Genomic DNA, 26,511 nt, shown 5'->3' on the forward strand with positions numbered 1-26,511 from the left:
CAAAATCACTGCCGGCCCGTGACCGGCTTCACTGCCTTCCGCTCTAGAAGTTGCCCTTGAGCCACTCGCCGATGCGCTGCAGCGCAAAGCCCGCGCCGCCGCTGTTGCGGGCCGCGTCGTTGCGGGGCTGCGCATGGCGTCCGTACAGCAGCAGTCCGGCCGCCGTCGCATAGGCCGGGCTGCCCACCACTTCGTCGATACCGGTGACCTGCTGCGGCACGCCGATGCGCACCGGCAGCTCGAACACCTCCTCGGCCAGGTCCGCCACGCCGGGCATCTGCACCGCCGCGCCGCTCAGCACCACGCCGGCCGGGATCGCCTCGTACCAGCCGCTGCGCTGGAGCTCCTTGCGCACGAAGCGGAACAGCTCCTCATAGCGGGGGCGCACCACCTCGGCCAGGGTCAGGCGCGACAGGCGGCGCGAGCCCTCGCCAACGCCGCGGATCTCGATCTCCTCGTGCGCCGCCGCCAGTTGCGGCAGAGCGCAGCCGAACTGGATCTTGATCTCCTCGGCCTGCTGCGCCGGGATGCGGAAGGCCATGGCGACGTCGTTGGTGACATGGTTGCCGGCCACCGGCAGCACCGCCGTATGGCGGATCGCGCCGCCCTTGAACACCGCGATGTCGCTGGTGCCGCCGCCGATGTCGAGCGACACCACGCCGGCTTCGCGCTCGTCGGGCAGCAGCACAGCCTCGGCAGCCGCCAGGTGCTGCAGGATCAGGCGGTCCACGCGCAGGCCGCAGGCCTCGACGCACTTGGACAGGTTCTGGATCGAGCTGGAGCTGCCGTGGATCACGTGCACGTTGGCTTCCAGACGGACGCCGTACTGGCCCACCGGGTCCTGGATGCCGCGCTGGCCGTCGATCACGAATTCCTGGGGAATGACGTGCAGGATGCGGCGATCGGCGGGCATCGGGATCGCCTTGGCGGTCTCGATCGCGGCATCGACGTCGCGGTCGGTGACCTCGCGCTGGCGGATCGCCGCCAGGCCCAGCGAGTTGCCGGACTGGATGTGCTGGCCCGACAGGCCGACGTAGACCGACTGCGCGCGGCAGTTGGCCATGTGCTCGGCATTCTCCACGGCGCGGCGGATCGCCTGCACGGTGGCGTCGATGTTCACGACCTCGCCGCGGTTGAGGCCGCGCGAGGCATGCTCGCCGTGGCCGACGATATCGACACCGCCCTCGGGCATCACCTGCCCGATGACGGCGACGCACTTGGTCGTTCCGATGTCCAGGCCGACCAGCAGATTGCGCACTTCGCGCTTAGCCATTCTTTTCGCTCCCGCCCGTGGCGGGCTGCGGCTGGGGCTGCGACCGCCAGCCCACCGCAAACCCGTTGGTGTAGCGCAGGTCGATGTGGTCGACCTGCGGCAATTCGTCCGCCAGCTTGTGCAGTACCGCACCCAGCAGCATGTCGAGCTTCTCGTCCGGCGTGCCGCGGCCCAGGCGCAGCTCGATGCCGTCACGGGTGCGCGCGGTCCACTCGCCGCGCGCATCCTGGGTCAGCGCCGCCAGCACGAAGGGACTGCTGCGCAGCCGCTCCGCCAGCCGCTGGTAGGTTTCCATGACCTCGCGCTCGTGCCCCTCGATGCCGCCCAGCTGCGGCAGCTTCGGCGGGATCTCCTCGGCCTTGGGGGCGAAGACCTGCGACTCGGTGTCGAGCAGCTGGCCGTCGTTCCAGCGGGCGAAGGGCTCTCGCTCCCAGACGCGCACGCGCAGCGTGCCGGGCCAGATGCGTTCCACCCGCGAGCGCGCCACCCACGGCATCGCCGCGAGACGGTCGCGGGCGCCGGCCAGCGGCAGCGCCAGGAAGCCCTGGTCGAGCTCCGGCCGCAGCACCGCCTCGACATCCGCCGCCGCCACCCGCTCGAACGGCCCCTCGATCTGCAGCTCCGCCACCTGCGGGCTGCTGGTGGCGCGCAGCATCATCCAGCCGCAGACGCCCACCGCGAGCAGGCCCAGCAGGCCCAGCAGCAAGGGCCTGAAGTTCCTGAGGCTGATCTCGGGGAGGCGCAGGTCGCCCATGGTCATGACCGTCATGGCCTGCGCCCCAGGGTGGACTCGAGCAGGCGCCAGCAGAGTTCGTCGAACTCGATGCCCCGGGCCCGCGCCGCCATCGGCACCAGGCTGTGGGAGGTCATGCCCGGCAGCATGTTGATCTCCAGCAGCCAGGGATTGCCCTGCTCATCCATCATGAAATCCACGCGGCCCCAGTCACGGCCGCCGACCAGCTCGAAGGCTCGCCGGCAGATGTCCTGGCAGCGCTTCTCGTGCTCGGGAGCCAGCCCCGCCGGGCAGTGGTACTTGGTGTTGTCCGAGATGTATTTGGCGTGGTAGTCGTAGAACTCGCCGTCCGGCTCGATGCGGATCACCGGCAGCGCCTCGCCTGCCAGCATCGCGCAGGTGTATTCGCCGCCGTCGATGAACTGCTCGGCGATCACCACGCGGCCCGGACCGAGTGCCTCGTTGAAGGCCTTCTCGACCTGGTCGGCCGACTTGACCTTGCTGACGCCGACGCTGGAACCGTCCGCCGCCGGCTTGATGATCAGCGGGTAGCCGAAGCGCTCGGCGGCGAAGCGCGCGTCGCCCACGGTCTGCAGCACGGCGAAGTCCGGGGTCGGCAGCCCCTCCGCCTTCCAGATGCGCTTGGTGCGCAGCTTGTCCATGGCCAGGGCGGAAGCCAGCACGCCACTGCCCGGATAGGGAATCTCCAGCAGGTCCAGTACCGCCTGCACCGTGCCGTCCTCGCCGCCGGTGCCGTGCATGATGTTGAACACGCGGTCGTAGCCCTTGTCGCCCAGGCCCAGAAGGATGCTGCGGTCGGTCACGTCCACGCCGGTCACGTCGATGCCGCGGCGCTGCATCGCCTCGACCACGTTCTTGCCGCTCCACAGCGAGACCTCGCGCTCGGCGGACCAGCCGCCGAGGAGGACGGCAACGCGGCCGAAGGCCTTGGGATCGGTAACGCGGGTCATGCCACTTCTCCAACGACTTTCACTTCCGGAATCAGCTCGACCCCGGTTTTCTCTTGAACGATGCCGCGCACCTGCGCGATCAGCGCCTCGACGTCGGCCGCGCGGGCACCCTCGTCGGTGATGATGAAGTTGGCGTGCAGCTCCGAGACCTGCGCGCCGCCGATGCGGTGTCCCTTGAGGCCGCAGCTCTCGATCAGCCGCGCCGCATGGTCTCCCGGCGGATTGCGGAAGGTGCTGCCGGCGCTGGGCTTGCCGACCGGCTGCGTCGCCTTGCGCCGGGCCAGCCACTGCTTCATGTCCTGGGCTGCCGTACCGGTGCTGTCCGGCGCGAAACCGAAGCGCGCGGCCAGGAAGCCCACCATGCCCTGCGGCCACTCGACGTGGCGGTAGCCGTAGCGGAACTCGCTGCGCGGCAGCCAGGCGCTGCGGCCGTCGCGGAATAGGACCTCGACCTCGCTCACGTGGTTCCAGGTCTCGCCGCCGTGCGCGCCCGCGTTCATCGCCAGGGCGCCGCCCACCGTCCCGGGGATGCCGGCGAAGAAGCCGGCACCGGCCAGGCCCTCGCCGGTGGCGTACTTGGCCATGCGCGCGCAGTGCACGCCGGCCTCGGCGTGGATGCCCGCGTCGCCATGGCGTTCCAGGGTTTCCAGCGCGCCGTGCAGGGCGATGACGGTGCCGCGCACGCCGCCGTCGCGCACCAGCAGGTTGCTGCCCAGGCCGATCCACAGGATCGGCTCGCTGGCCGGCAGGCCGCGCACGAACTCGACCAGGTCGTCGCGACCCGCCGGCTCGTAGTAGCGGTCCGCCGGGCCGCCCACGCGCCAGGAGGTATGGCGCGACAGCGGTTCGTTGAGCAGCAGTTGTCCGCCCATGCTCAGCCCCCGCTCCGGTAGCGCGCCAGCAGGGCCGGGGCGCTGCCGATGTCGCCGGCGCCCAGGGTCAGGATCAGGTCGTTGTCGCGGACGATCGACTCCAGCGAGCCCGGCAGTTCCTGAACGCCGCGGATCAGCACCGGCTCGACCTTGCCGCGGGCACGGATGCCGCGCGCCAGGGCGCGGCCATCGGCGCCTTCGATGGGCGCCTCGCCGGCGGCGTAGACGTCGGTCAGCAGCAGCGCGTCGGCGCTGCTGAGGATGTCGCAGAAATCGTCGAACAGGTCGCGGGTACGCGAGTAGCGGTGCGGCTGGAACGCCACCACCAGCCGGCGCTCAGGATGCGCCGCGCGCATCGCCTGGAAGGTGGCGGCGATCTCGCGCGGATGATGGCCGTAGTCGTCCACCAGCAGCGCCCGGCCCTGCGGGAACTGCAGTTCGCCATGCGGCTCGCAGCGGCGGCCCACGCCCTGGAAGCCGCTGAGGGCGCGCCGGATGGCCTCGACGCCCACGCCCAGCTCGCGGCCGATGGCCACGGCCACCAGGGCGTTCTGGACGTTGTGGCGGCCCGGCAGGTTGAGATGGAACTCCTCGGTACCGCCGTCGCGGAAATGCACCGTGAAATGCGCCCCGGCACCTTCCGGGCGCACGTCGCTGGCGCGCACGTCGGCATCATCGGAGAAGCCGTAGGTCAGCAGCGGGCGGCCGATGTCGTTGATGGTCTCGCGGATCACCGGGTCGTCGATGCACATCACGGCCAGGCCGTAGAACGGCAGCCGGTGCAGGAACTCGACGAAGGTGGCGCGCAGGCGGCGGAAGTCGCCGCCGTAGGTTTCCAGGTGGTCGGCGTCGATGTTGGTGACGGCCGAGATCATCGGCGACAGGTGCAGGAAGGAGGCATCGCTCTCGTCGGCCTCGGCCACCAGGTACTTGCCCTCGCCCAGGCGCGCGTTGGCGCCGGCCGACTTGAGCTTGCCGCCGATCACGTAGGTCGGGTCCAGCCCGCCCTCGGCCAGCACGCTGGACACCAGGCTGGTGGTGGTGGTCTTGCCGTGCGTGCCGGCGATGGCGACGCCGTAGCGGAAGCGCATCAGCTCCGCCAGCATTTCCGCGCGGCGCACCACCGGGATGTGGTGCTCGTGGGCGTACTCCAGCTCCGGATTGCCGGCCTTGACCGCCGTGGACACGACGATGGCGTCGGCGCCGATCGCATTCTCGCGCTGGTGGCCGAGGAAGATCCTCGCGCCGGCCGCGGCCAGCCGCTGGGTCGAGGCGCTTTCCTTCAGGTCGGTTCCGCTGACCTCGTAGCCGAGGTTGAGCAGCACCTCGGCGATGCCGGCCATGCCGGAGCCGCCGATGCCGAGCATGTGGATGCGGCGCACGCGGCGCATCGGGGTATCCATCATCGAACTGGCGGTCTTGTTCATGCCCTGGCACTCCCCTGCGCGAGACATTCAGCGACGATGCGCTCGGTGGCGTCGGTCCAGGCGGCGCGGCGCGCCGCCTCGCCCATGCGGGCCAGCGCGGCACGGTCGGACAGCATCGTGCGGAGCAGTTCCGCCAGCAGCTCCGGGCTGAGGTCGCGCTCCTGCACCAGCTGCGCGGCACCGGCGGCCACCAGGTACTCGCCGTTGCGGGTCTGGTGGTCGTCCACCGCCGCCGGGAACGGCACCAGCAGCGCGGCGCAGCCGGCCGCGGCCAGTTCGGCCACGGTGGAGGCGCCGGCGCGGCAGATCACCAGGTCCGCCCAGGCGTAGGCCGCCGGCATGTCGTCGATGAAGGCTTCGACCGAGGCGGCGACGCCGGTGCCGGCATAGCTCTGCTGCGCGCGCTCCAGCGTACGGCCAGCCTGGTGGCGGACCTGCGGACGCTGGGCTTCCGGCATCAGCGCCAGCGCCTTGGGGACCAGCGTGTTGAGCGCCAGCGCACCCTGGCTGCCGCCCACCACCAGCACGCGCATCGCGCCGTCGCGGGCCAGGCGCTGCGCCGGGGCCGGCAGTTCGGCGAAACCGGCACGCACGGGGTTGCCCACGGTCAATGCATGACGGAAGGTGTTCGGAAAAGCCTCGAGCACGCCGGAGGCGATGCGCGCCAGCAAGCGGTTGGTCATGCCGGCCGCGGCATTCTGCTCGTGGATCAGCAGGGGGCGGCGGGTCAGCCAGGCAGCGACGCCGCCAGGGCCGGCGGCGAAGCCGCCCATGCCCAGCACCAGCTGGGGCTGCTGGCGGCGCAGTGCCGCCAGGGCGTCGCGCAGTGCGCGCAGCAGCACCAGCGGCGCCGTCAGCAGCTTGGCGACGCCCTTGCCGCGCAGGCCGCTGACGCGGATGAACTCCATGGCGATGCCGTGCTTCGGAACCGCGCGCGATTCGAAGCTGTCGGGCGTGCCCATCCACACCACCTCGTGTCCCCGCTGGCGCAGCGCGTCGGCGATGGCGAGCGCAGGGTAGACGTGGCCTCCGGTTCCCCCAGCCATGATCATGACTTTCATGATCCGCTCTCCACGAGCCACGGCATTTCCGGGTTCTTGCGCCGCGGACGCGGCGCAGCAGCCGTCTCGCGCTGCGAGGCCTTGGGCTCCTTCGGCAGCGGCTCGGGCTCGACATCGCCGGCCAGCGCCGCACGGTTCTCGTAGTCCACGCGCAGGATCAGGCCCAGCATCGCGCAGACGATGATCAGCGAGGAGCCGCCGTAGCTCAGCAGCGGCAGCGTCAGGCCCTTGGTCGGCAGGATGCCCATGTTCACGGCCATGTTGATCAGCGCCTGCAGGCCCAGCCAGCTCGACAGGCCGTAGCAGAGGAAGCCCGGGAACAACCGGCCGCCGGCCTCCGCCTCTCGGCCGATGACGAAGCCGCGCCAGACCAGCACGCCGAACAGCAGCACCAGCGCCAGCACGCCCGTCAGGCCGAACTCCTCGGCCAGGATCGCGAAGATGAAGTCGGTATGCATTTCCGGCAGGTACAGCAGCTTCTGCACGCTGTTGCCCAGGCCCACGCCGGCCCATTCGCCGCGGCCCACCGCGATCAGCGACTGCGCCAGCTGCCAGCCGCCGTTCTCGACGTCGGCCCAGGGATTGGTGAAGTTCAGCAGGCGGCGCATGCGGTAGGGCTCGGCCACCGCCAGCAGGGCGACCGCGCCGCTGGCCAGCAGGCCGGCCGCGCCGAAGTAGACGACGCGCGCGCCGCCCAGGAACAGCATCAGGAAGGCCACCGCCATCAGGATCACGGTGGCGCCGAAGTCCGGCTCCAGCAGCAGCAGGAAGCAGGGCAGCAGCAGCAGCGCGATCGGCTTGGCCAACCCGCGGAAGCCATGCTGCAGCTCGGCCTGCCGGCGCGTGATGTAGCCGGCCAGGAACAGGATCAGCGCCAGGCGCGCGGGCTCCGAGGCCTGCAGGCGGAACAGCTCCAGGTCGATCCAGCGGCGCGCATAGTTGACCTTCACGCCGATGCCGGGGATCAGCACGACGATCAGCAGGAAGATCGCGAAACCCACCAGCACCAGCCCGCTGCGTTCCCATTGCCGCGTCGGCACGCAGTACATGACGAAGCCGGCGGCGAAGCCCATGGCGATGAACAGCAGCTGGCGGTAGAAGAAGTAGAACGGCTCGCCGGTCAGCTTCTCGGCCTGCGCCACCGAGGCGGAGGCCACCATCACCACGCCCCAGGTCAGCAGGATCGCGGCGGCCAGGCTGAGCCAGACGTCCATGCCATAGCGCGCCCGAGGCATCGAGAGCTTCAGGGAAAAGCTCATTTCATCGCCTCCACCGCCGCGCGGAACCGGTTGCCCCGGTCGACGTAGCTCTTGAACTGGTCGAAGCTGGCGCAGGCCGGCGACAGCAGCACGCGGTCGCCGCGCTGCGCCAGGCCGCGGGCGCGGGCCAGCGCCGCCAGCATGTCCGGCTCGCGGTAGACCGGCAGCGCGCCGTAGATATCATTCTCGATGCGGCCCGCATCCTCGCCGAACAGGATCGCGGCACGGCCCTTGGCCGCCAGCGCCCCGCGCAGTTCGGTGAAGCTCTGCCCCTTGCCCTGCCCGCCCGCCAGCCAGACGATGCCCTCGGGCAAGCCGTTGAGGGCCGCCAGCGTCGAGCCGACGTTGGTGCCCTTGGAATCGTTGAAGTACTGCACGCCGTCGATCTCGGCGACGAACTGGCAGCGGTGCGCCAGGCCGCCGAAGGCGCGCAGCGCGCGCAGCGAAGCCTCGCGAGGGATGCCGGCGGCATCGGCCAGGGCCAGCGCCGCGAGGGCGTTGGCGGCATTGTGCAGGCCGTAGATCTTCAGCTCGGACAGCTTCAGCAGGCGCTCGTCGCCCACCGACAGCCAGGTCTCGCCGTCGTCCAGGACCAGGCCGTAGTGGCCGGCCAGCGGCGGATTGGCGCCGAAGCTGACCGCGCCCTCCGGCGACAGCGCCATCACCGCGGCATCCTCGCGGTTGGTCACGGCGATGCCGCAGCGCTCGAAGATGCGGGCCTTGATGGCGCCGTAGTGCTCCATCGTGCCGTGGCGGTCCAGATGATCCTGGGACAGGTTCAGGATGGTGGCAGCGACGCAGGCCAGGCTGCGGGTGGTCTCGAGCTGGAAGCTGGACAACTCCAGCACGTAGAGCTGGGCATCGTCGCGCAGCAGGTCCAGGGCCGGCGTACCGAGATTGCCGCCGATGCCGGTACGCAGGCCGGCCGCCAGCGCCATTTCGCCGACCAGGGTGGTGGTGGTGCTCTTGCCGTTGGAGCCGGTGATGCCGACTACGGGCGCCTGGGCGGCCCGGGCGAACAGCTCGACGTCGCCGGCCAGCGGTACGCCGGCGGCGGCGAGTTCGCGCACGAAGGGTTCGTCCAGCGCCACGCCGGGCGACAGCACGGCCTCGGCGTACTGCGACAGCGGCGCCGGCGCAGCGAAGGCGCCACAATGGAAGGCCACGTCCGGGAACTGCTGCTGCAGCTCGGCCAGTCCGGCAGGGGCGGCACGGCTGTCGGTGGCCGTCACGCGGGCGCCCTGGCGCACGAGGTAGCGCAGCGCCGAGGCGCCGCTCGCCCCGAGCCCCACCACCAGCATGTGCTTTCCGGCGTAGCGGTTCATGTTCCTATCGGATCTTCAGCGTGGACAGGCCGATCAGCACCAGGATCAGGGTGATGATCCAGAAGCGCACGATGATCTTGGGCTCGGGCCAGCCCTTCAGTTCGTAGTGATGGTGCAGCGGCGCCATGCGGAAGATGCGCTTGCCGCCGCTGTACTTGAAGTACAGGACCTGCAGCGCCACCGACACCGTCTCGGCGACGAAGACGCCGCCCATGATCGCCAGCACCAGTTCCTGGCGCACCATCACGGCCACCACGCCCAGCGCGGCGCCCAGCGCCAGCGCGCCGACATCGCCCATGAAGACCTGCGCCGGATAGGCGTTGAACCACAGGAAGCCCAGGCCCGCGCCGGCGATGGCGGTGCAGAAGATCGCTATCTCGCCGACGCCGGCGATGTAGGGAATGCCCAGGTACTCGGCGAACTTGACGTTGCCGCTGGCGTAGGCGAACACCGCCAGCGCCGAGGCCACCAGCACGGTCGGCAGGATCGCCAGGCCATCGAGGCCATCGGTGAGGTTGACGGCGTTGCTGCTGCCGACGATCACCAGGTAGGCCCAGGGGATGAAGAAGATGCCCAGGCTGATCGTCACGTCCTTCAGAAAGGGGAAGAACAGCGTGGTCTCCACCGGCGCCTTGTGGGTGGCGAACAGCAGCGTCGCCACGCCGAAGCCCGCCAGCGACAGCCAGAAGTACTTCTTGCGGGCGGGCAGACCCTTGGGATCCTTGTACTTGATCTTGATGAAGTCGTCGGCGAAGCCCACGGCACCGAAGGCCAGCGTCACCAGCAGCGCGCACCAGACGAAGCGGTTGGTCAGGTTGGCCCAGAGCAGGGTCGCCACCGTGATCGCGCAGAGGATCAGCACGCCGCCCATGGTCGGTGTTCCGGTCTTCTTCAGGTGCGTCTGCGGACCGTCGCTGCGCACCGGCTGCCCGAACTTGAAGCGGTACAGCCGTTCGATCATCCAGGGACCGAAGGCGAAGGAGAACACCAGCGCCGTGAGGATGCCGAGGACCGCGCGGATCGTCAGGTAGTTGAACAGGTTGAAGCCGCTGATGTGCGGCTGCAGGTATTGGGCAAGGTGATAGAGCATTAGTGTGATTCCCCCGCGGACGCTTCTCCGGTGAGGGCCGCCACCACGCGCTCCATGCGCGAGGACCGCGAACCCTTCACCAGCACCACTGTCTGCGCATCGAGTTGTTGATGGGTGGCTGCGACCAGCGCCTCGACGCTGTCATAGGCCTCGGCGCCGGGACCGAAGGCTTCGGCGGCGTGGCGCGCCAGCGGCCCCAGTGTCAGCAGGCGGTCGATTCCCAGCTCACGCGCCGCACGGCCGGCGTCGGCGTGCAGCTGCTCCGCGTCGGGCCCCAGTTCCGCCATGCCGCCCAGCACCGCCCAGCGGCGGCCGGTCATGCCGGCCAGCAGTTCCAGGCCGGCCTTCAGCGAGCTGGGGTTGGCGTTGTAGCTGTCGTCGAGCAGGCGCGCGCCCTGCGTCGTCGTCTTCCAGGACAGGCGCCCGGAAGGGGCATCGACCGAGGCCAGGCCCTGCGCGATCTGCTGCACGTCGAGCCCCAGTGCGACGCCGCAGGCGGCGGCAGCCAGCGCATTGGCCACCATGTGGCGGCCCGGCAGCGGCAGGCGCACGCTCTGCTTGCCGTTGGGAGCGCGCAGCTCGAACAGCATGGCGGCTGGCGCTTCGGGCGGCTCGGCATGCACATGCAGCGCACGCACATCGGCGTCTTCGCCGAAGCCGAAACTGATGACCGACGCATGCCGCGCCAGGTCGCGCCACAGGGGGGCGTAGCGGTCGTCGGCATTGATCACGGCAACACCGCCGGACAAAGCGGCGAACAGCTCGCCCTTGCCGCGGGCCACGCCCTCGCGCGAGCCGAAGCCTTCCAGGTGCGCGTCGCCGGCCTGCGTGACGACGCCGACATCCGGCTTGGCCAAGCTCGCCAGCAGGGCGATCTCGCCGCCATGGTTGGCGCCCATCTCGATCACCGCGGTGCGATGCCCGGGGCGCAGGCTCAGCAGCGTCAGCGGCACGCCGATGTGGTTGTTGAGGTTGCCGCGCGTGGCCAGCACCGGCCCGCGGGCGGCTAACACCGAGGCCAGCAATTGCTTGGTGGTGGTCTTGCCGTTGCTGCCGGTCACGGCGACCACCGGGATGTCGAAGCGCCGGCGCCAATCGGCGGCATATTCCTGCAGGGCCTTGAGCGTATCGCCGACCACCACCTGCGGCAGCGGCAGCTCGACGCGCCGCGATACCAGCGCGCCGGCAGCGCCGGCCGCGGCCGCGGCTTCCAGGAAGTTGTGGCCGTCGAAGCGCTCGCCCTGCAGCGCCACGTAGAGATCGCCCGGCTGCAGCGTGCGCGTGTCGGTGCCGACACGGGCAAAGCCGGCGTCGGCGCCGGCGAGTTCGCCGTTGAGCAGGCGCGCCAGCGTGGAGAGACGGTCCATCATGCGGCGGCCCCGAGCAGTTGTGCGACGTAGGCGCGGTCGCTGTAGTGGCGGCGCTCGGCACCGTAGATCTGGTAGTCCTCGTGGCCCTTGCCGGCCACCAGCACGGTATCCCCCGGCCCGGCGCCCTGCACCGCCGCCGCGATGGCCTCGGTGCGGCTGTGGATCACGCGCACCGCGGCCGCACCGGACATGCCGGCGCGGATCTCGGCGACGATGGCGGCGGGGTCCTCGCTGCGCGGATTGTCGTCGGTGACGATCACCCGGTCGGCGCCCTCGGCGGCAGCCCTGCCCATCAGCGGGCGCTTGCCGCGATCGCGGTCGCCACCGCAGCCGAACACGCACCACAGTGCCTGGGCGGTGTGCGCGCGCGCCGCGCTCAGCGCCGCCGCCAGCGCGCCCGGCGTGTGGGCATAGTCCACCACCACCAGGGCCGGAGAAGCGGGGCCGCGGAAGGCCTCCATGCGGCCCGGCACGGTGCTGGCCTCGCCCAGCGCGGCCACGGCCTGCTGCAGCGTGAAGCCGCCATGCAGCACCGCGGCCAGCGCCGCCAGCAGGTTGTAGGCATTGAAGCGGCCCAGCAGGCGGCTGTGCAGCGTCGCCTGGCCCCAGCTGCTGTCGATCTGCAGCTCGATGCCGCGCTCGTGCAGGCGCAGGCCGCGGCCGATGACGTAGGCGCCTTCGCGCGGCACCCCGCCGTCCAGGCCGTAGCGCGTGATGCCCGGGTGGCCGGCGAGTTCGTCGGCCCAGGCGGCGCCGCGGACGTCGTCGCGGTTCAGCACCAGGGCGCGCAGGCCCTCGCGCTCGAACAGCCGGCGCTTGGCGGCGGCGTAGTGCTCCACCGTGCCGTGGTAGTCCAGGTGATCGCGGGTGATGTTGGTCAGTACCGCGACGTCGAACTCGACGCCGGAGACGCGAGCCTGGTCCAGCGCATGCGAGGAGACCTCCATGGCGCAGGCCACCGCCCCGAGTTCGTGCTGGTGCGCCAGCAGGCGCTGCAGGCTGACCGGGTCCGGCGTGGTGTGGTCGCCGCTGGCGATGCTGCCGGCGCGGCCGGTGCCCAGCGTGCCGACGTAGACGCAGTCACGGCCGAGTCGGTCCAGCGCCTGCGCCACCAGGTGCGCGGTGGACGTCTTGCCGTCGGTACCGGTGACGCCCACGGTGTAGAGATGCCGCGAGCCATGGCCGTAGAAGCGGGCCGCGATCTCGCCGACCCGGGCCGACAGCCCCGGTACCGCCACCACCGGCACGCCGGCCTGCGGCGCGGACCAGCCCTCGGCGGGCTCCCAGGCGATCGCGGCGGCACCCTGTTCCAGGGCCTGCTCGGCATAGGACAGGCCATGCTGGCCGCGGCCACGGCAAGCCAGGAACAGGTCGCCGTGGCCGACGCGACGGCTGTCCATCTCCACGCCGCCGATCTCGGCGTCGGGAGCATCGGCCAGGCCTTCGAGCAGGCTGCGCAGCGAACGCGCGTGGCGGCTCATCGGGCCTGCTCCGGCGAGGGCGGCGGCAGCGTGCCGTGCTGGGCCAGCTGCACCGGCGAGGCGGTGCCGGGCTGGGCCATGGTGCGCGGCGGCGGAGGCGGCATGTCGTCCGGCGGAATCTGAAGCTGGCGCGCGGCGCCCTGCATCACGCGCGAGAACACCGGGCCCGCCACCAGGCCGCCGTAGTAGGCGCCGGCTCCGGGCTCGTCGATCATCACCAGACCCACCAGGCGCGGATGCTCCGCCGGCACCATGCCGATGAACACCGACTGGTGCTTGTCGCCGTGGTAGCCGCCGGTCTCCGAAACCTTGCGCACGGTGCCGGTCTTGGCGGACACGCGGTAGCCCGGGATCGCGGCACGGATGCCGGTGCCGTCCGGCGACACCACGCCCTCCAGCATCTTGCGCACGTTGCGCGCGGTCTGCGCGGACACGGCGCGCTGCGGCGGCGTGGCCTGCTCGTTCTGCACCAGGCGCAGATGCGGCATCAGGCCGTCGTTGGCCAGCGCCGCATAGGCGCGCACCAGGTGCAGCGCGTTGACCGACAGGCCGTAGCCGTAGGACGCCGTGGCGGTAGCGATCTGGCCCCACTCGCTGTAATGGCGGAGCAGCGGATTGCTCTCGCCGGGAAAGCCGGAGTACACCGGCTCGCCCAGGCCGAAGCGCTGGTAGCCGCTCCATACCGACTCGGCGCCGATCGTCAGGCCGACCTTGGCGGCACCGACGTTGCTCGACTTGGCCAGCATCTTGGCCAGGTCCACCACGCCCTGCGGATGCACGTCGCGCACGGTCAACGCGCCGACCTTGTAGGTGCCCGGCGTGGTGTCGATCATGCTGGTGGGCTGGTACACGCCCAGTTCCAGCGCCTGCGCCACCAGCAGCGGCTTGACCGTGGAGCCGGGCTCGAAGCTGTCGACGATGGCGCGGTTGCGCGTGCCGCTGGAACGGCGCTCGGGCGGGTTGTTGGGATTGAAGCCGGGCTGCGAGGCCACCGCCAGGATCTCGCCGGTGGTGCTGTCGGCCACCACGATCAGGCCGCCCTTGGCCTTGTTCTCGGCCACCGCGGCCTTCAGCTCGCGATAGGCCAGGTACTGGATGCGCAGGTCGATGGTGAGCTGCACGTCCTTGCCGGAGGCCGCCGCCACCGATTCCAGCGTGTCGTCCACCACGCGGCCCTGGCGGTCGCGGATCACGCGGCGCGAACCGGCCTTGCCGCTGAGCAGGGTTTCCTGGGCTTTCTCGATGCCCTCCAGGCCGTCGCCGTCGCGGCCGGTGAAGCCGACGATCTGGCCCGCCACCTCGCCCGCCGGGTAGTAGCGCGCGTAGGCCGGCTCGGAGAACACGCCCGGCGCCTTCAGCGACAGCGCGCGCTGCGCATCGGCCGGCGGCAGCGGATCGCTGATGTAGACGAACTTGCGGTCCTTGCGCTGGGCGAGGAACTTCTCGAAGGCACGCGGATTCTTGTTGAGCAGCTTGGCCAGGGCGGTGACATGCTGCGGCGAATCCAGCAGCGCCGAGGGCACGGCCCACAGCGACTCCACCGGCGCCGACAGCGCCAGCGGCTCGCCGCGGCGATCGGTGATGGCACCGCGATGCGCCGGGATCAGCATGGTGCGGATATGGCGCTTGTTGCCTTCCTGGCGCAGGAAGTCGCGCTCCAGGACCTGCAGCTGGAAGGCGCGGCCGACCACGGTCGCGGCGCCCAGGCTGAGCAGGCCCAGCACCAGCCAGCGGCGCCACTGCGCCACCGGCTCGGCCACGGGATTCGGGCGGGCGCCGCTCATGGGCGGTCTCCGATGATCACGTAGTCGCGCGGCTCGGTCATGCCCAGCTGCTCGCGGGCGATGCGGTCCACGCGCGCGTTGTGCGACAGCGTGGCCTCTTCCAGCTGCAGCTGCGCCCACTCCATGTCCAGGCGGGTCTGCTCGCCGCGCAGCTTCTCCAGCTCGTTCACCAGCGCGCGGTTCTCGTGCTTGGTGCGGATCACCGCCAGCGCCGAGGTCACCACGGCGACGGACAGCATCATCGGCAGGAGCATGGCGCCGCGCTTCATGCCGCCTTCTCCGCCACGCGCAGCACCGCGCTGCGGGCGCGCGGGTTTTCCGCACATTCGGCCTCCGAGGGGAAGTAGCGGCCGACCTTGTCCAGGCGCACGGCGGCTTCGTCCTCGGGGCGGCGCGCATCGCGCAGCGTGCGCTTGACGATGCGGTCTTCCAGCGAGTGGAAGCTGATCACCGCCAGGCGGCCGCCCGGAGCCAGCAGCTCGGCGGCCTGGGCCAGCGCCTGCGGCAGCACGTCCAGCTCGCGGTTGATGAAGATGCGGATCGCCTGGAAGCTGCGCGTGGCCGGGTGGATGTGGCGGCTGCGCGGGCCGGGCACCGCGGCGATCAGCGCGGCGAGCTGGGCCGTGGTGACCAGCGGCTCGGCCGCGCGCGTCTCGACGATGCGGCGCGCGATGCGGCGGCTGTTGCGTTCCTCGCCGTACTGGTAGAGCACGTCGGCGATCTCGGTCTCGCCCGCGCGGGCCAGCCACTGTGCCGCGGACTCGCCGGCCAGCGGGTTCATGCGCATGTCCAGCGGCCCGTCCTTGGAGAAGCTGAAACCGCGGCGCGCGTCATCCAGCTGCGGCGAGGACACGCCCAGGTCCAGCAGGATGCCGTCGATGCGGCCGGCGATGCCCGCGGACTCGGCCACCGCCCGCATCTGCGAGAAATTGGCGTGGTGGATATGGAAGTTGGCGACGGCACCGAAGCGTTCCTTCGCATGCGCGACCGCCTCGGGGTCCTGGTCCAGGGCGTGCAGCTCGCCGCGGCCCGCCAGCGCCTCCAGGATGGCGCCGGAATGGCCGCCGCGGCCGAAGGTGCCGTCCAGGTAGATGCCTCCCGAACGGACGGCGAGGCCGGTGAGAGCCTCGTCGAGCATCACCGGCCTGTGCAAGGTCATGGCGGCGTCAGTCCCCGGAGCGATGGCGGCTGGGGCGGCATCGAACGGCATGCGCGCGCCTCACCGGTTGAGAACCTGGAACGCCTCGGCCAGCGCGCCCAGCTTGCTGTCGGGGCCCTCGCTCCAGCGCGCGTTCCACAGGTCTTCGGCCCAGAGCTCGAAGTGGTCAATGTTGCCGACCAGCACCGCCGTGCCGTTGAGCCGGGCCTGGTTGCGCAGGAACTGGGACAGCTGCAGGCGGCCCTGCTTGTCGATCTCGCACTCCATGGCCAGGCCGATGAAGCGCTGGCGCAGCAGCGCGGCCGGGCCGCGTGGCGGCAGCTCCATGATCGACTTGACGATGTCCTGGAACTGCGGCGCGGGGTAGATCTCCAGGCAGGACTCCGGCCCCATGGTCACGACCAGCTGCGATTCGCAGGTGTCCGCCAGTGTCTGGCGATAGCGCGCAGGGATCGCCAGGCGACCCTTGTCGTCAATCGTCAGTTGGTGCGATCCGGCAAACACGTCGTTCAGGCGGTGGGTTTCCCCACTTTCCCCCACTTAGAGCCACTTATTAGCCACTATAAACCACCCCTTGGCCCCCAGCAACAAAAATCGGAGCCAAAACCCGAGGCAAAACAAAAACTTAAGGCCACCTGAACGAGTGTTCTAAGACTCATATAAAACAACCAGTTACAACTGATACTTAAAGTTAGCGCCAAATTGGTGCGCGCCAAGTCCCTGATCCCGGCCGTTTGTTTTATTTAACTGCTTTTATTTAAAATAGTAAATAGAAAATCACAATGCTGCCCAAACGGCGACGACGCGAGAGACCAGGGCGGAGGGACGGCGGGAGCAGAAGGGTGGCGGCGGCAGGTACGGCGACAAGCAGGAAAGCCCATCGGGCCCTGGCGGGCCCGATGGGGAAAAATGGGGAGTCGGCCGATAAGCCGGGTTCTGTCCTGAGCCCTTGCGGGCCGAGGCAACCATTCCTCTACGCGACGCGTCACCGCGGCGCTTTAGCAGCCTACCCGGATGGCGCGCGGGCCGCGCGTCGCAGCCTTGCGGCTGCGCCCATCCCTATTTGGCCTTGCTTCCGGTGGGGTTTACCGTGCCGTTGCCGTTGCCGGCCCCGCGGTGCGCTCTTACCGCACCGTTTCACCCTTGCCTGATCCCTTGCGGGCCATCGGCGGTCTGTTCTCTGTGGCACTTTCCGTCGGCTCGCGCCGCCCAGGCATTACCTGGCACCTTGCCCTGTGAAGCCCGGACTTTCCTCCCCCGCTTTCGCGGCGGCGATTGCCTGGCCGGCTCCCGCAGGCATTATCCGCCTTGGGGGCGGATTTGCACATGACTCCAGCGCCAGCCGGCGCCAGAATGCCGCTCTTTGCCTTCCAGGGAATACCGACATGCCCCGCTATGAAGTCCGCCTGGCTGCCACCGTGCGCGCGCCGGTCGCCGAGGTCTTCGCGTTCTTTGCCGACCACGAGCGCTTCACGACCCTGTTCGGCAGCAAGGGCGAACGCATCCGCGCGGGCGAGCTGGAGCCCAACGGCATCGGCTCGGTGCGCCGCATCGGGTCCGGCCGCAACAGCTTCGACGAGACCATCGTGGCCTTCGAGCCCAACCGCCGCATCGACTATCAGGTCACCCGCGGCAGTCCCATCAGGAACCACCTGGGCCAGATCCGGTTCAGCTCCGGGGATGGCGCGACGGAGATCGACTACCTGATCCGCTTCGACCCGAAGATTCCCTGCACCGGCAAGCTGCTGGTGCTGGGGCTGCAGATGATGTGGCGGCGCAATGCGCCGAAGATACTCAAGGGCCTGGAGCGCGCTTGAACACCATGCCGCGGCGGGTGCTGTCGCATACCTGCTCCAACACCGAGATCGTCTGCGCCCTGGGCTGCGCCGACCGCATCGTCGCCATCGATACCGACTCGGACTATCCGCCGGAGGTCGTCGCAGCGATCCCCAAGCTCGGCCGCGACCTGGACCTGGACGTGGAGGCGGCCATTGCCTTGGGGCCCGACCTGGTGCTGACCTCGCTGACCGTGCCCGGGCACGAGCGCATCGTCGCCGCCCTGCAGGCCGCCGGGCTGCGCTGCATCGTGATCGACCCCCTGGGTCTCGACGACGTCTTCGATAGCATCCGCGTCATCGCCGAAGCCCTCGGCGTGCCGGAGCGCGGCCAGGCCCTGGTGGCGGAGATGCAGGCCGCGATGCCGGCCGTGGCGCCCGCCGCCGATGCGCCGCGCGTGCTGGTGGAGTGGTGGCCCAAGCCGGTGATCGGCGCCGCGCGCCGCTCCTGGGTGCACGATCTGATCGAGCGCGCCGGCGGCCGCAATCTGCTGGCGGACCACGAACTCAAGAGCGCCACACTGGAAGTACCCGAGGCGCAGCGGCTGGCGCCGGACATCGTGGTGATGTCCTGGTGCGGCGTGAAGCCGGAGAAGTACCGCGCCGACGTGGTGCTGCGGCGCGAAGGCTGGGAACACGTACCGGCGGTGCGGGACGAGCGCGTGCACCCCATCACCGAAGCCTTCCTCGGCCGCCCCGGGCCGCGCCTGGTGGAAGGCTACCGCGCGCTGCGCCAACTGATCGGCTGACAAGAACATGCGTACTCCCCTGGCGGTTTCCCTCGCCCTGCTGCTCTGCGCCTGCGGCAGTTCCTCCACGACCGGCGCGCCCTCCGGCGACGGCGACCTGCCTCCGGCGGAGCGCTCGCCCTCCATCCTGGAGACGCGATTCCCGGGCATCCGCACCGTGCCGAACCTGCTCTGCGCCGAGGACTATCTCGGCACCACCGGCCTGCTGGTCCCGACGCTGCTCGACCCGGAACGCTTCAGCCCGGTGGACGGCGGCCCGGAAGCGCCGCCCGAGATCGCCGCGCAACTGCCGCGTGACGTGCATTTCCGCGGCCGGCAGGAATCCTTCGACGGCCATCACTACTACGCCGTTCGCGAGGGCCGCATCTGGATCAAGGCCAACCGCGACGCCACCGGCACCGACGAGCCCTGGCGCCAGTTGCGTATCCCCCGCTGCCTCGACGGCCAGGTCTCGGAAATCTCCGCCGACGGCACCGTGCTGATCGCCCTCAACGCGCAGCGCGACATCTACACGCTGGACTACGTCAACGGCGCCATCGGCAGCGGCGGCTGGACGCGGCGCTGGGGGCCCTTCTTCTGGACCGACCTGGGCGGCCGCATCTTCGACGACGTGCGCGACTGGGCCGCCACGCATTTCACCGGCAGCGATGAATACTTCGTGGACAGCGCCGGACGGCGGCAGGCACCCGCCGGCATCCTCAACGTCTTCCTGCTGCGCGGCGACGGCCTGCGCATCACCTACATCGACCCCTGGCTGCCGATGGACGAGAGCCGCGAGGTCTGCGGGCCCGAGCGCGGCACCGCCGTGATCGCCGGCCTCAGCGGCAGCGGCTCCACCGCCATGATCGTCACCGCCGCCGGCGATATCTACACCCGGCTCTATGAGTTCGACGTTTCCGGCGGCAATGCCGTGCTGCTCGATTACTCCTGGCAGGACCAGGCCGGCGTCGAGTCGCCGAAGATCCAGCTGCCGGCGCCGGAATGGATCCGCCACCCGCGCATCCCGGGCCGCATCACCGACCGCATCAGCCTGCGCAAGCTGCCGCCCGGTTCCGAGCACCGCCTGATGCGCGTGGAGGGCCAGGACGGCAGTGGCCGCAGCGGCTACTGGGAGCGCGACATCGCCGGCGGCGGCTGGCGCTTCGTCTTCACCGGCGAAGCCCTGCAGGGCCGCGCCCTGCCCCTGGACGGCCCGCAGCACGGCCTGCCCGAGGATTTCGCCTACAGCGGCCGCATCGGCGGCCATGACGCACAGCTGCTGGACTTCAACCCCTACTGCTCGCCGGCGACGCTACGCATCGACCTGAACGGCCAGCCGCTGGACCTGGAACTGCACAGCACCGACGGCCTGCGCCAGGAACGCCGCGCTCGCGGGCTCGACATCTATCCGCGCTACTACCGCGCCGCGGTGAAGGTGCCCGCCGCGCTGTGGCAGCAGCGCGCCCGCCAGCCGGCCGCCGTGCAGGAATTCCTGGCGCAGCATTTCGGCGAGCGGCCGGTGCTGGAAACGGAGCTGTATGCCACCCGGGGCCGTATCGACATCGCACAGGCCTGCTGGACGCTGCGGCGCGACGGCGGCGGCCTGCTGGAGGACCTTACCCAGCCGCCGCTGCCGGATGCCGGGACACTGCTGGCGATCCTGCTGGCACAGCAGGAGGATGGGCGGCTGCCGAGGGTTTGCCTGGCGGGGTGACCCGAACGCCTTTGCCCTTCGACAGGCTCGGGGCGAACGGTTGGGCTAGTCACTTCACGACTCACAGCCCCCTCGGCAACTGCTCCTGCGTTGCCACCTCGGGCATCCATGCGCCCGCCAACCCTCTCCCGCAAGCGGGAGAGGGGGCCTGCGGGAAGTCAGTGAATGAGGATCAGCGTCCCCAGCCCCAGGAACAGGAAGAAGCCCATCACGTCGGTGAAGGTCGTCACCACCACGCTGCCGGCCAGCGCCGGGTCCAGCCTGAGGCGGCGCAGCAGCAGCGGCACGAACACGCCGGCCGTGGCCGCGCAGCCCAGGTTCATCACCAGCGCCAGGCCGATCACCAGCGACAGCGCCGGACTCTTGAACCAGAACAGCACCACCAGCGCGATCACCAGGCCCCAGAGCAGGCCGTTGATCAGCGCCACCGCGATCTCCTTCTTGAACAGCGCACCGGTGTTGCCGCTGCCGACCTGGCCCAGCGCCAGGCCGCGCACCATCAGGGCCACGATCTGGTTGGCGGTGATGCCGCCCATGCTGGCGACGATCGGCATCAGTACCGCCAGCGCCACCACCTGGCTGATGGTGGCCTCGAACATGCCGACCACGCGGGCGGCGATGCAGGCGGTGAACAGGTTGACGCCCAGCCACAGCGCGCGGCGTCGCGCGGCCTTGCGCACCGGCGCGAACAGGTCCTCGTCCTCGTCCAGGCCGGCCATGGCCATCAGGTTGTGGTCCGCCTCGGCGCGGATGACGTCGACCACGTCGTCCACCGTGATGCGGCCGAGCAGGATGCCCTTCTCGTTGACCACCGGCGCCGATACGAGGTCCGCGTTCTCGAAGCGCTGCGCCACCTCGCGGTCCGACAGGGTGTCGAGGAAGGGCTCGCGCTCGTGCTCCATCACCGCCTGCACCAGCGAGTCCGGGTCCCGGGTCAGGATCTTGTCCAGCGGCAGCGTGCCCAGGTAGGCGCCGTAGCGGTCCACCACGAACAGCGCGTCGGTATGCGGCGGCAAGTCGCCGCGCAGGCGCAGGTAGCGCTGCACCACGTCCAGCGACACGTCCGGACGCACCGTGACGGTGTCGGTGTTCATCAGGCCGCCGGCGGTGTCCGGCTCGTAGGCCAGCACCGACTCCAGGCGCGCGCGGTCGTCGGCGTCCAGGGCCTTGAGCACCTGCTGCGTCACGGTCTCCGGCAGGTGCTCGATGAAGTCGGCGAGGTCGTCAATATCAAGCTCTTCGGCCGCCGCCACCAGCTCGGCGGTATCCATTTCCCGCATCAGGCCCTCGCGCACCTCGTCGGCCAGATGCAGCAGCACCTCGCCGTCGTCCTCCCGGTCCACCATCTCCCAGACGACGTTGCGTTCCTGCGGCGGCAGCGACTCCAGCAGGCCGGCGATCTCGGCGGGGTTGAGCGCCTGCAGCGAGCGCTTCACCGGCAGCAGGCGGCCACCTTCCAGCGCCTCGCGCAGGCGCGTCAGGTGGGCCTGGTTGCGGGTCTGCTCGGACATGGATCAGGACCTGCCGTCGCCCTGATCGAGGGCGGCGATCAGTTCGCGCATCTCGTGCAGGTCGGTGGAGGCCAGCAGGCGCGCCGTGGTGCGGCGCAACGCCCCGATGTCCGAGTCCATGATGATGCGCTTGACCTCCAGCACCGAGGCCGGATGCATCGAGAAGTCGGTCAGGCCCAGGCCCAGCAGCAGGCGGGTGTAGCGCACGTCGCCGGCCATTTCGCCGCACATCGCCACCGGGATGCCGGCCTGGGCCCCTGACTCGATGGTGTGGCGGATCAGCTGCAGCACGGCCGGGTGCAGCGGGTCGTAGAGGTAGTTCACCTCGTCGTCGACGCGGTCGATCGCCAGGGTGTACTGGATCAGGTCGTTGGTGCCGATCGAGAAGAAGCGCGCATGGCGCGCCAGCATCGGCGCGGCGATGGCCGCGGCCGGCACCTCGATCATGGCACCCACCGGCACCTCGGCAGCCATCTTCCGGCCCTCGCGCTCCAGCTCCGCGCGAGCCAGGTCGATCAGGCCGATCGACTGCCGGTATTCCTGCAGGTTGGAAATCATCGGCAGCATGATCTGCACGCGGCCGAGGGCCGAAGCGCGCAGCAGCGCGCGCACCTGCACGCGGAACAGCTCCGGCTCCTTCAGGCACAGGCGGATCGCGCGCAGCCCCAGCGCCGGGTTGTTCGGCGTGGGGCCGAGCTGGCGTCCGGAATCCACTTGCTTGTCGGCGCCCAGGTCCAGCGTGCGGATCGTGATCGGCCCCTGGACCGAGGACACGATGCGCGCGTAGGCCTCGTACTGCTCGTCCTCGGACGGCAGCGTCTTGCGGTTCATGTACAGGAACTCGGTGCGGTACAGGCCTACGCCTTCCGCACCGTTGGCAGCCGCCTCGCGGGCGTCCTCCGGCAACTCGATGTTGGCCAGCAGGCGGATCTTCACGCCGTCGCGCGAGACCGCGGCCTTGCCGCGCAGCTTGACCAGGTTGCGGCGGTACTCGGCCTGCTCGGCCTGGCGGTTGCGGTAGAACGCCAGCGCCTGCCCGTCCGGGTCGGCCAGTACATGGCCGGGTTCGCCGTCCACCACGATGAGTTCGCCGTCGCGCAGCAGGCGGCGCGCATCGCGCAGGCCCACCACGGCGGGAATGCCCAGGCTGCGCGCGAGGATCGCGGTATGCGACAGCGGGCCGCCGTACTCGGTGACGAAGGCGGCGACGTTCTGCTGCGACAGCAGGATGATGTCGGCCGGGGTGATGTCGTCGGCGACGATGATCAGCGGCTCGGCGCCCGCCTCCACCTTCGGCAGCGCCTTCTCGGACTTGAGCAGCGACCGGAGGATGCGCGCCACGACGTGTTCCACGTCGTCCTTGCGCGTCTTCAGGTAGGGGTCGTCCATCTGCTCGAACACCGCCACCAGCGCGTCGCGGGTCTTGCGCAGCGCCGCCTCGGCATTGATGCCCAGGTTGCGGATGTGCGAAACCGTGGCCTCGGTGATGGAGCGGTCGTCCATCATCAGCAGGTGGGTGTCGATGAACGCAGCGATGTCGCCCGGCGTGCCGGGCGGAATCTGGTTGCGCACATCGCGCAGTTGCTCGTGCGCGCGCGCGTGGGCTTCACCGAAACGCCTGACCTCACCCTCGACCTCGGCCGGCTCCAGCCGGTACTCGGGCGCATCGAGGTCGCCGGCGTGCATCTTCTGCACGCGCGCGATCGCGATTCCGCGCGAGACGCCGATGCCGGTGAGCCAGAGCGACATGGCTCGTCCCTAGGCCTCTTCGCCGAAGCGGTCCGCGACCAGTGCCGCCAGCTCGTCCAGGGCCTGCTGGGCGTCCTCGCCTTCGGCGATCAGCGTGACCTGGGAGCCCTTGGCGGCGGCCAGCATCATCACGCCCATGATCGACTTGCCGCTGACCTCGCGGCCCTCCTTGCGCACCCGCACGTCGGACTCGAACTTGGATGCCAGCGTCACCAGCCTGGCGGCAGCGCGAGCATGCAGGCCGAGCTTGTTGACGATGTCGACGGTCTTTTCCACCGGACTCCCCTTAATCCTGATTGTCTTTGCGGGGACAGGCGATGATGCCGCGCTGCCCCCCTTCCACTGCGCACTGCGCCATCTCGGGCAGCGCCAGCCTGGGATAGTTGAAGATGCGCACCAGCATCGGCAGGTTGATGCCCGACACCACGCGCACGCTGCGCCCCGCCGACAGCTTGTTGGCGATGTTGCTCGGCGTCGAGCCGAAGGCGTCGGTCAGCACCAGCACGCCGTCGCCGTCGTCCAGCCGGTCGGCCAACTTCTGTCCCTGCAGGATCAGACCCTCGTGGTTCTGCACCAGATGCACTTCCAGCGCGTCATGGCGCAGCGGCAGATCGCCCAGCATGTGGCGCATGGTCTCGAGCAGGTTCTGGCCAAGCTTGCCGTGGGTAACCAGCAGGATGCCGACGCTCACGGCGCCACCTTCTGTGCGCGGCGCTCCGTCGTCTCCCAGATTTCGCGATGGCGCACCGCGACGCTGTCGTAGCGCTCGCGCAGGCTGGCGCCGAGCCGCTCCACCAGGAAGACGCTGCGGTGCTGGCCGCCGGTGCAGCCGATGGCCACCGTGACGTAGCTGCGGTCCTGGCGCTCGTACTCGGGCAGCCAGTGATCGAGGAACTGGCGGATGTCGCCGAGCATGCGGTTGACCTGCGGGAAACGCTCCAGCCAGGCCGCCACGGCCGCATCGCGGCCGGTCATCTTGCGCAGTGTCGGCTCCCAGTGCGGGTTCGGCAGGCAGCGCACGTCGAAGACGTAGTCCGCGGCCTCCGGCAGTCCGTTCTTGAAGCCGAAGGACATGACCAGCAGCGACAGCTTTCCGGCGCCGCCGCCCGGCACCTGCGCCAGGATTTCCTCGCGCAGCTCGTGCAGGTTCTTGTTGGTGGTCTCGATGGTGGCGTCGGCGACGTTGGCCACCGGCGCCAGCAGGCGGCGCTCCAGCGCGATGGCCTCGGGCAACGAGACCTGCTCGCTGGCCAGTGGATGGCGGCGACGGGTCTCGGAATAGCGCTTGAGCAGGGTGGGGTCGTCGGCGCGCAGGAACAGCACGCGGGTTTCCACGCCCTGCTCGCGCAGGTATTCCAGGTAGCGCGGGAACTTCTCGATTTCCTTGGGGCTCTCGCGGGCGTCGATGCCGATGGCCAGGCGGTCGAAGCGCTGGTCCAGCCGCCGGATTGCGCGCCTTGCCATCGGCCCCACCAGGGCCAGCGGCAGGTTGTCGATGCAGTAGTAGCCCAGGTCCTCGTACTGCTTGAGGGCCACGGTCTTGCCCGCGCCGGACAGCCCGCTGACGATCACCAGCTTCATGCCGGCAGCTCCGTCTGGCTGGTCTGGGCGCTTCATGCGGGTGGCTCGGCCTTGGTTCCGGGACGTCTCTTGAGGGGCCCTCGCCGCCCGGCGCGGCGGATCGCGTCGAGCTGGCGTCGGCTGAAATCCTCGTCGGCGCGGTAGCCCTGGCGGCGCAGCTTGAGGTCGCGGCAGGCGGCTTCGACGAGAACGGCGAGATTATGCCCGAGGCGGATGGGAATGGAGATTTCGGCGACGCCGATGCCGAGGATTTCGCGGCGTCCGCGATGCCCCGACAGGCGCTCCATGCCGCTGACGGGCGCCGTCGGCGCATCCAGCTCGATCACCAGGTCCAGTGCTGCCGACTTGCGCAGCGCCCGCGGACCGTAGAGGCGGCGGATGTTGAGCACCCCCAGGCTGCGGGCCTCCAGGAAGCCCTCCAGCAGCGGGGGGCAGCGGCCCTTGAGGGTATCGCCATGGCGCTCGAACTCCACCGCGTCGTCGGCCACCAGCCGATGGCCACGGGCCAGCAGTTCCAACGCCAGCTCGCTCTTGCCCAGGCCGGAACGGCCGGTGATCAGCACGCCCTCGCCGCATACCTCCAGGAAGACGCCGTGCAGGGTGACGGCATCCCGGGGTTCGCGGGGAAGCTTGCGGGTGGCGGCCAAACGGGACCGCCCGCGGGTCACGCCGGCTTGAAGTTGGCCAGCAGCGCGTGCAGGGCCTGGTCGTCGGCGGCCTCGCGGGCCGCGCGGCAGAAGTTTTCGTCGGAGAACATCTCGGCGATGGCAGCCAGGTGCTTCAGGTGCGCCTCGGTGGCGTTCTGCGGCACCAGCAGGCCAAACACCAGGTCCACGCCGTTGCCGTCATGCGCTTCGTAGTCCAGCGGGTGCTTGAGGCGCATGAAGGCGCCGACACTCTCGTTGACGCCCGGCATGCGGCCGTGCGGGATGGCCACGCCATGTCCCAGGCCGGTGCTGCCGAGCTTCTCGCGCGCCGACAGGCTGTTGAGGATATCGCCGCTGCCCACGTCCGGAGCCCCCTTGGACAGCAGCTTGCTCAGCTCTTCCAGTGCCTTCTTCTTGCTGGTGAACGTATGTCCGCTGCTGACGCGGTCCACGGACAGGATATCGGCGAGTTTCATGGTCTGATTATGCATTCAAACAAAAGGGCCGTCCCCACCCGCGTGGGAACGGCCCTCACTTTACCGCATCGGCACCGCGGGCGGGCTGATGCGTCCGGACGAAGGACGGCCTACTGCAGCGTCATGCGCTTGATGGCGTCCTTGTGATGGTGGTTGCGCAGCTTTTCCTTGTGCTTGCGGGTCTGCTGGTCGAGCTTGTCCATCAGCAGATCGATGGCGGCGTACATGTCGCCGTTGACCGCCTCGGCATGCAGGTTGGCCCCGCTGGCATGGACCGTGGCTTCCGCCTTCTGCTGGAGCTTGTCTACCGTGAGGATCACTTCCGCGCTGATCAGATGATCGAAGTGGCGTTCCACCCGCTTGAGCTTCGCCAGTACGTATTCGCGCAGCGGCGGGGTGACTTCGACGTGGTGACCAGAAATGTTCAGGTTCATCTAAAACGCTCCTCTGGTAGACCGTCCTGCC

The 26,511-nt window shown here is 69.9% G+C and carries 26 protein-coding genes and 1 other RNA gene; 3 read left to right on the forward strand and 24 right to left on the reverse strand.

Annotated elements, in window-relative coordinates; translation table 11 throughout:
- Positions 1 to 43: 43 nt before the first annotated feature.
- From ftsA to rnpB, 16 genes are all read right to left on the reverse strand, one after another.
- The gene (ftsA, locus tag C3942_RS09100) at positions 44 to 1,273 is read right to left on the reverse strand and encodes a cell division protein FtsA (RefSeq protein WP_104230069.1); all 1,230 of its coding nucleotides are present in this window, start codon (positions 1,271 to 1,273) and stop codon (positions 44 to 46) included.
- A complete protein-coding gene (locus tag C3942_RS09105) occupies positions 1,266 to 2,042 on the reverse strand; it encodes a cell division protein FtsQ/DivIB (RefSeq protein WP_104230070.1) in 777 nt (258 codons plus the stop codon). Before C3942_RS09105 ends, ftsA begins: the two co-directional genes overlap by 8 nt.
- Positions 2,039 to 2,977 carry a D-alanine--D-alanine ligase gene (locus tag C3942_RS09110; RefSeq protein WP_104230071.1) on the reverse strand — a complete coding sequence of 313 codons (939 nt, stop codon included), beginning with the start codon at positions 2,975 to 2,977 and terminating at the stop codon, positions 2,039 to 2,041. The genes C3942_RS09105 and C3942_RS09110 overlap by 4 nt, the downstream gene beginning before the upstream one ends.
- Complete coding sequence (gene murB / locus C3942_RS09115; protein WP_104230072.1) at positions 2,974 to 3,849, reverse strand: UDP-N-acetylmuramate dehydrogenase; 876 nt, start codon at positions 3,847 to 3,849, stop codon at positions 2,974 to 2,976. Before murB ends, C3942_RS09110 begins: the two co-directional genes overlap by 4 nt.
- Positions 3,850 to 3,851: 2 nt before the next feature.
- Positions 3,852 to 5,276 carry a UDP-N-acetylmuramate--L-alanine ligase gene (murC, locus tag C3942_RS09120; RefSeq protein WP_104230073.1) on the reverse strand — a complete coding sequence of 475 codons (1,425 nt, stop codon included), beginning with the start codon at positions 5,274 to 5,276 and terminating at the stop codon, positions 3,852 to 3,854.
- Positions 5,273 to 6,337, reverse strand: a complete 1,065-nt coding sequence (gene murG, locus C3942_RS09125) for an undecaprenyldiphospho-muramoylpentapeptide beta-N-acetylglucosaminyltransferase (RefSeq protein ID WP_104230074.1) — start codon at positions 6,335 to 6,337, stop codon at positions 5,273 to 5,275. The genes murC and murG overlap by 4 nt, the downstream gene beginning before the upstream one ends.
- A complete protein-coding gene (gene ftsW / locus C3942_RS09130) occupies positions 6,334 to 7,596 on the reverse strand; it encodes a putative lipid II flippase FtsW (protein ID WP_104230075.1) in 1,263 nt (420 codons plus the stop codon). The genes murG and ftsW overlap by 4 nt, the downstream gene beginning before the upstream one ends.
- A complete protein-coding gene (murD, locus tag C3942_RS09135) occupies positions 7,593 to 8,921 on the reverse strand; it encodes a UDP-N-acetylmuramoyl-L-alanine--D-glutamate ligase (RefSeq protein WP_104230076.1) in 1,329 nt (442 codons plus the stop codon). The genes ftsW and murD overlap by 4 nt, the downstream gene beginning before the upstream one ends.
- Before the next feature lie 4 nt (positions 8,922 to 8,925).
- Complete coding sequence (mraY, locus tag C3942_RS09140) at positions 8,926 to 10,011, reverse strand: phospho-N-acetylmuramoyl-pentapeptide-transferase (protein ID WP_104230077.1); 1,086 nt, start codon at positions 10,009 to 10,011, stop codon at positions 8,926 to 8,928.
- Positions 10,011 to 11,381 carry a UDP-N-acetylmuramoyl-tripeptide--D-alanyl-D-alanine ligase gene (locus tag C3942_RS09145; protein WP_207766032.1) on the reverse strand — a complete coding sequence of 457 codons (1,371 nt, stop codon included), beginning with the start codon at positions 11,379 to 11,381 and terminating at the stop codon, positions 10,011 to 10,013. The genes mraY and C3942_RS09145 overlap by 1 nt, the downstream gene beginning before the upstream one ends.
- Entirely contained in the window at positions 11,378 to 12,862 is a 1,485-nt protein-coding gene (locus C3942_RS09150; RefSeq protein ID WP_104230078.1) for a UDP-N-acetylmuramoyl-L-alanyl-D-glutamate--2,6-diaminopimelate ligase, read from the reverse strand. The genes C3942_RS09145 and C3942_RS09150 overlap by 4 nt, the downstream gene beginning before the upstream one ends.
- Positions 12,859 to 14,646 carry a peptidoglycan D,D-transpeptidase FtsI family protein gene (locus tag C3942_RS09155; RefSeq protein WP_104230079.1) on the reverse strand — a complete coding sequence of 596 codons (1,788 nt, stop codon included), beginning with the start codon at positions 14,644 to 14,646 and terminating at the stop codon, positions 12,859 to 12,861. The genes C3942_RS09150 and C3942_RS09155 overlap by 4 nt, the downstream gene beginning before the upstream one ends.
- The gene (gene ftsL / locus C3942_RS09160; protein ID WP_104230080.1) at positions 14,643 to 14,915 is read right to left on the reverse strand and encodes a cell division protein FtsL; all 273 of its coding nucleotides are present in this window, start codon (positions 14,913 to 14,915) and stop codon (positions 14,643 to 14,645) included. Before ftsL ends, C3942_RS09155 begins: the two co-directional genes overlap by 4 nt.
- The gene (gene rsmH, locus C3942_RS09165; protein WP_104230081.1) at positions 14,912 to 15,805 is read right to left on the reverse strand and encodes a 16S rRNA (cytosine(1402)-N(4))-methyltransferase RsmH; all 894 of its coding nucleotides are present in this window, start codon (positions 15,803 to 15,805) and stop codon (positions 14,912 to 14,914) included. The genes ftsL and rsmH overlap by 4 nt, the downstream gene beginning before the upstream one ends.
- A 60-nt stretch (positions 15,806 to 15,865) precedes the next feature.
- On the reverse strand, positions 15,866 to 16,309 hold the full coding sequence (gene mraZ / locus C3942_RS09170) for a division/cell wall cluster transcriptional repressor MraZ (RefSeq protein WP_165797389.1): 444 nt from the start codon (positions 16,307 to 16,309) through the stop codon (positions 15,866 to 15,868).
- A gap of 405 nt (positions 16,310 to 16,714) precedes the next feature.
- Positions 16,715 to 17,096: RNase P RNA component class A (gene rnpB / locus C3942_RS09175), an RNA gene on the reverse strand.
- A gap of 94 nt (positions 17,097 to 17,190) precedes the next feature.
- On the opposite strand from rnpB, the gene C3942_RS09180 reads away from it, so the two are divergent.
- From C3942_RS09180 to C3942_RS09190, 3 genes are read left to right on the forward strand one after another with little or no spacing between them, the layout of a single operon-like run.
- A complete protein-coding gene (locus C3942_RS09180) occupies positions 17,191 to 17,622 on the forward strand; it encodes an SRPBCC family protein (RefSeq protein WP_104230083.1) in 432 nt (143 codons plus the stop codon).
- A gap of 5 nt (positions 17,623 to 17,627) precedes the next feature.
- Entirely contained in the window at positions 17,628 to 18,389 is a 762-nt protein-coding gene (locus tag C3942_RS09185) for an ABC transporter substrate-binding protein (protein ID WP_104230268.1), read from the forward strand.
- A gap of 7 nt (positions 18,390 to 18,396) precedes the next feature.
- Entirely contained in the window at positions 18,397 to 20,082 is a 1,686-nt protein-coding gene (locus tag C3942_RS09190; protein ID WP_104230084.1) for a hypothetical protein, read from the forward strand.
- A gap of 158 nt (positions 20,083 to 20,240) precedes the next feature.
- On the opposite strand, the gene mgtE is transcribed toward C3942_RS09190, so the two are convergent.
- The 8 genes from mgtE to hpf all read right to left on the reverse strand — a co-directional run bounded on the left by mgtE (position 20,241) and on the right by hpf (position 26,480).
- Positions 20,241 to 21,593, reverse strand: coding sequence for a magnesium transporter (gene mgtE / locus C3942_RS09195; RefSeq protein ID WP_104230085.1), 1,353 nt, complete (start codon positions 21,591 to 21,593; stop codon positions 20,241 to 20,243).
- Positions 21,594 to 21,596: 3 nt separating this feature from the next.
- Positions 21,597 to 23,342 (reverse strand): phosphoenolpyruvate--protein phosphotransferase, encoded by a 1,746-nt coding sequence (gene ptsP / locus C3942_RS09200; protein WP_104230086.1) that lies wholly within the window; start codon positions 23,340 to 23,342, stop codon positions 21,597 to 21,599.
- Positions 23,343 to 23,351: 9 nt separating this feature from the next.
- Positions 23,352 to 23,618, reverse strand: coding sequence for an HPr family phosphocarrier protein (locus C3942_RS09205; protein ID WP_104230087.1), 267 nt, complete (start codon positions 23,616 to 23,618; stop codon positions 23,352 to 23,354).
- A gap of 10 nt (positions 23,619 to 23,628) precedes the next feature.
- Complete coding sequence (locus tag C3942_RS09210) at positions 23,629 to 24,033, reverse strand: PTS sugar transporter subunit IIA (RefSeq protein WP_104230088.1); 405 nt, start codon at positions 24,031 to 24,033, stop codon at positions 23,629 to 23,631.
- Positions 24,030 to 24,923 (reverse strand): RNase adapter RapZ, encoded by an 894-nt coding sequence (gene rapZ / locus C3942_RS09215; protein WP_104230089.1) that lies wholly within the window; start codon positions 24,921 to 24,923, stop codon positions 24,030 to 24,032. Before rapZ ends, C3942_RS09210 begins: the two co-directional genes overlap by 4 nt.
- A 32-nt stretch (positions 24,924 to 24,955) precedes the next feature.
- Positions 24,956 to 25,570 carry a hypothetical protein gene (locus tag C3942_RS09220; protein WP_104230090.1) on the reverse strand — a complete coding sequence of 205 codons (615 nt, stop codon included), beginning with the start codon at positions 25,568 to 25,570 and terminating at the stop codon, positions 24,956 to 24,958.
- A 17-nt stretch (positions 25,571 to 25,587) separates the two neighbouring features.
- Complete coding sequence (locus C3942_RS09225) at positions 25,588 to 26,046, reverse strand: PTS sugar transporter subunit IIA (protein WP_104230091.1); 459 nt, start codon at positions 26,044 to 26,046, stop codon at positions 25,588 to 25,590.
- Between the two features lie 110 nt (positions 26,047 to 26,156).
- Positions 26,157 to 26,480 (reverse strand): ribosome hibernation-promoting factor, HPF/YfiA family, encoded by a 324-nt coding sequence (gene hpf, locus C3942_RS09230; protein WP_104230092.1) that lies wholly within the window; start codon positions 26,478 to 26,480, stop codon positions 26,157 to 26,159.
- Positions 26,481 to 26,511: the final 31 nt, after the last annotated feature.

Origin of the sequence: Solimonas fluminis (assembly GCF_002930645.1) — a bacterium.
Lineage (GTDB): Bacteria > Pseudomonadota > Gammaproteobacteria > Nevskiales > Nevskiaceae > Solimonas_A > Solimonas_A fluminis.